The sequence below is a fragment of the Comamonas koreensis genome (assembly GCF_021026195.1).
Lineage (GTDB): Bacteria > Pseudomonadota > Gammaproteobacteria > Burkholderiales > Burkholderiaceae_C > Comamonas > Comamonas koreensis.
The window spans coordinates 1-4,919 of the sequence record NZ_JAJNCT010000039.1 but is presented as its reverse complement, the minus strand read 5'-3'; the positions used below and the strand labels follow the sequence as shown (position 1 = coordinate 4,919).

At 62.3% G+C, this 4,919-nt stretch carries 2 protein-coding genes; both read left to right on the top strand.

Annotation, left to right across the window (positions count from 1 at the left end; translation table 11 throughout):
* The first annotated feature begins 143 nt into the window (after positions 1-143).
* Positions 144-4,319 (top strand): Ig-like domain-containing protein, encoded by a 4,176-nt coding sequence (locus tag LPW39_RS23285; protein ID WP_230781152.1) that lies wholly within the window; start codon positions 144-146, stop codon positions 4,317-4,319.
* Positions 4,320-4,557: 238 nt separating this feature from the next.
* Positions 4,558-4,919 (top strand): hypothetical protein (locus LPW39_RS23280; protein WP_230781147.1); only part of this gene is annotated, 362 nt, incomplete at its 3' end.

Below are 4,919 nucleotides of genomic sequence, written 5' to 3'. Positions count from 1 at the left end.
GGCCACCAGCGGTGTGATCACCGTCAACCCATAAGAAGGAGAAGACCATGCAACTCTCCCACATCACTTCGTTATTCTCCCGCCGAGCGTGGGCCGCAATATCTCGTAGGGCGGCAGCGATGGGCAAAAAGCACAGCCAAACCATGGCAGCAGTAGCACTGGCAGGCACCGCGCTGGCAGGCGGCGCCGTCGCACTGGCAGCAGGCAATGCCAAGCTCAGTATTGCCGACGGTGTTGTCGTTAAATTTGGTGAGGGCGCTGGTATTAATGTGCGTGACCAGCTGCAGACGGGCGCCCATGTGCTGTTCACCAGCCAGTTCGATGACAGCGCGATTGCAGCCACCAACCCAGAGCCAGGCACTGCAGAAGCAGGTGATTGGTTAGGCGTACTGGTGGACGCAGATGTGCCTGCGGCCAGCCTCAAACTCGACGGCCTGCAGATTCGCTATGCCGGTGGTACGGCGGGCTTGCCCAGCTATATGAACGGGGGAGCCGGTCTGGTCGTGCATGGCGGCGCCTATAGCTTCAACCGCTTGCAGCTCAGCCACAATGCCGTCGGCATTCGGGTGATAGGCAGTGGTAGTCCCAGCATCAGCGCATCGCGCATCACCCACAACGATGTGGGCCTGTTGGCTGAGCAAGGTGCAACGCCTTCTATCGCTGAATCCGATATTTCGGCCAATACCCAGTTTGGTGTGCGCAACACCCAGCCCGCTGCCGTGGTGCAAGCGCGCGGCAACTGGTGGGGGCATGCCAGCGGCCCCAAAGATGCGGTAGGTAATCCGGCAGGCCAGGGCAATGCCGTCAGCGCCGGGGTGGACTATGGCAGTTACCTGGGTGCAGAGCCGGTGCTGAACTGCACGATGGCGCCCACCCAGGGCTATGTCACCCGGGTTCGCAATGTTGAGCTGGTCCTGGAGTGCCCGCAGGCAGCGCAGTACCGCATTCAGGAATCGGACCAGTTTGGCGATTCACTGCCTTGGCAGGCGATGGCAAGCCATCCGAACAAGGTGGTTTACACATTGTCCAGCGGCGGTGGCGACAAGATGCTGTATGTGCAGTTCCGCACGGCGCAGAACAAGACCAACCAGTTCTCGCTCAGCCAGCCCATTGCCTATGCGCCTGAAGGCCCCGTGGTGCAATTCAGCCAACCTGCAGCAAATGCGGTGGTGGAGCAAGACACCACCATTGCGGTAACGGCCAGCGATGCTGAGGGCCTGCGGGATGTGGAGATCTTGGTGAACGACAAGCGCCTGGCGCTGCTGAGCGCCGCGCCCTACCAAGTGCAATGGTCCCTAGTGGGTGTGCCCAATGGCAACTACACCCTCAAAGCCAAGGCCACCAATACCGCTGGCTTGAGCAACACCGCCACCCGCACCGTGCAAGTACAAAAGCAAGGCGGCAACGGCCCGGCCATCACCGCCAGCTTTGCCGGCCAAGCTCTGGAAGGCGGCGTCACGATCACCCAGCTTGGCACGTTGGCGGTTAGCGCAGAAAGTGCCGTGGGTGTCACCAGCCTTAAAGCTGCCGTCAACGGCGTGCAGATTTTTGAGCGCAGCTATGGCAAAGCCAGCCCGGTCACCCACAGCCAGATGGTGGACTTTGCCCAGTTGCCCAATGGCAACCACAGCTTCAGCATCACCGCGACCGATGCCGATGGCATTGCGGCAGTGCTCGATATTCCTTTCACCCTCAATCTGAGTGCGCCTGCCGCTCCTGTCATCACCCAGCCAACGGCAGGTACGACCGTGGCCGTGCCACAGCTGAATGTGGCGGGCACAGCAATGCCAGGCTCGCAGCTGCAGCTGTTCTTGAACGGGCAGGCATCGGGTGCGCCTGTGGCAGTGGGTGCCAATGGCAGCTTTGCGGCCAGCATCAGCTTATCCGCTGAAGGCGCACACCAGATTGAGGCGACCGCCAGCAATGCGCGTGGCACCAGCCCCAAGAGCACGGCGGTCACGGTCACCTATGCCAGCGCGCCACCCAGCATCAGCTTTGTGGCGCCCGCGCCCAATGCGGTGTTGTCCAGCGCGGCCACGATCACCGCCGTGGCTTCTGCCCCAGCAGGCATTGCCAAGGTAGATATCTACGCCAACGATGTGTTGCTGGCATCGCCCACCCAAGCGCCATACAGCGCGCAGTGGGCGGCTAACGCAGCAGCCGATGGCAGCTATACCTTGAAGGCGGTGGCTACCTCAGCCGCAGGCAAGACAGCGCAGGCCACCCGTGTGGTGACGGTGCAAAACGCCCCCGTCGTGCCAGAGGTGCCCAAGACCCCTTACACCGGCACGGTGGCCAATATCAGCCCTGCACTGTCTTATGGGGCGCAAAGCATTGTCATCACCGGCGCTGCCGTCACCCGCGATACCGCGCAGGCAATCCCCAATGCTGCGCTGCGCATCGTGCTGGATATCGCAGGCTTCAAACGCCGCATCAATATCGCAACCGATGCGAGCGGCAATTACCGCTATGAGTTTGTACCCGCTGCCAATGACAACGGCACCTATGTCGTCTCGGTCGTCCACCCTGATGAAACCGCAACCGCTGAGCAAGGGCGCTTCACGATCAACCGCCTGAGCTTCAACCTCTCCAGCTACAACCTGACAGCCGCGCGCGATTTTGCGAGCAGCATCACCATCCAGGCGCGTGCCAGTGCCGGCACGGGCGTGGAAGGCGTGCGCTGGGCCGTCATACCCGCCAACCAGCCCAGCGGCAGCCTGCCGCCCGGCATCAGCGTGGATGCAGGCCCGCCTGTCAATATTGCGGCCGGTGCCTCCGTGCCCATGGTCATCAAGTTCACCGGCAGCGCCACAGCCGGTGAGTCGGGCACGGTCGTCCTCACCGCCTTTGCAGCCGATTCAGGCGATACGCCGCGCGGCACATTCAGCATCAACTACAAGCTGGTGCAAGCCCGCCCAGATCTGTTTGCCAAGCCCACATTTATCGAAACCGGCGTGCAACAAGAAAGCTCCGTCACCGAGAGCGTAGTCATCGGCAACCGGGGCCTGGTGGCTGCGCAGAATGTGCAGGTCAAGCTGGTAGACAACAGCGGCAACCCGCCGCCTGCCTGGGTGTTCCTGGCCAGCGGCAACCAGATCGGTGCCATTGATGTGGGCGGAGAAGTGCCCATCCAGGTAACGGCCAGCCCAGACAAGAGTGTGGCTGACGGCATCTACAACTACAAGCTGATCGTCACCGCAGGCAACAGCGGCGATGGCGTCATTCCGGTATCGGTAGCGGTGACCCAAAGCGGGCAGGGTGGCGTGAGCTTCCAAATCACCGATCTGTTTACCGGAACCCTGGGCGCAGACAACCAGCCCATCAAGGGTGTGGCCGGCGCACGCATCCGCCTGCAAAACGATGCCGTGCTCACCTATCTGCGCACGCTCACCACCGATGCGGAAGGCAAGGCTGTCGTGACGGACCTGCCACCAGGCACCTACACCTACCGTGCCAGTGGCCCGCGCCACTCTGACAAGACCGGCCGCATCTTTGTGCGCCCGGGCATCACCACCACAGAGCGGGTGCATCTGCAGTACCAGACCATCAGCATTGATTTCAGCGTCACGGAAACCACCATCCCTGATGTTTACGACATCAACCTGGAAGCCACCTTCCAGACCCAGGTGCCCGCACCTGTGGTGCTGCTGGAGCCGCTGTCCATCAACCTGCCCGAGCTGCAAATTGGCGAGGAGCACACCGGCGAGCTGACCTTGACCAACTACGGCCTGATCCAGGCCGAGGACGTCGTCTTCAAGCCGCCCCAGTCCGATGAGTACTACCGCTACGAGTTCTTGGCCGACATCCCCAAGGTGCTGGCAGCCAAGCAGCGTGTGGTCATCCCCTACCGGGTGACTGCCGTCAAGCTGCATCCCAAGGGCATTGGCTTTACCAATGCCAAGGCCGGCGACTTTACCGCTGTGCAACGCGCGTTGGCCAACACCTTCAGCAGCAAGGCATCGAGCTGCTCGTCCTACAGCGTGTGGGCCACGGCTGAGTGCTCGTTTGAATGCGTCAACGGCGAGCGAGAGAACCGGGTGGTGTTCTCCCAATACAGCCGCTTGGTCGGCACCGGTACATCCTGCACCGGCGGAGGTGGCGCTGGAGGAGCGGGCGGTGGTGGTTGGGGCGGCGGCGGAGGTGGTGGCTGGGGCGGTGGCTCTGGTGGAGGAAGCGGCACCCAACTGCCTCTGGCGCCACAGTGCACACCCCATTGCCGGGGTGAGTGCTGCGCTGGTGCCGGTTCAGGCCCTGGCGGGGGGGGCGGGGGCGGAGGAGGCGGTGGTGGATCTGGCCCCGCTGGCCCTGGCAGCAGCTAAGAGTTCAGCGCCTGAACAACCCAATCAAAAAACACTGGCCATCAAGCCTTGCTGCCGCACAAAGCCGCAGCAAGGCCAGGCATCAGCCCATGCCAGGCCAAGCAATATGAGGGAACGAGATATGACAATGACAAAGAAAAACACAGCGGGATTAGCGACTGCTGCGGCAAAGCCTGCAGCACTCACCAATGCAAATGGGAGTGCCTCCGCAAAGCACATACTGCGCACCAGCCTGCTGGTGTCCGCTTTGGGCTTGGCCAGCCTTGCCTCCGCCCAAGGCATCTCCGGCATCGGCGCCTTCGTCCCCAACACCGAGCTGGGCTTTACCCCAGTCGCCGCAGCCGGCGAGCCACGCATCAACTGGATCAATGGCGAGTACCAAGAGAGCAACACCGACCTGAGCGTCAAAGTGCTGGGCGGCAGCTTGGACATTGCTCGCTCCTGGAGCCAGGGACGCTGGTGGCTCAACCCCGCCTGGGCGCCACTCAGCTTTGAGCTCGATCCGCTGGGCAGCGACGCCAAGGTTATCGAACGTGTGGGAGTGCTCTACGAGCGCAGCGGCCAAAGCGATCTGTACATGGCCAAGAGCAAAGGCAATGC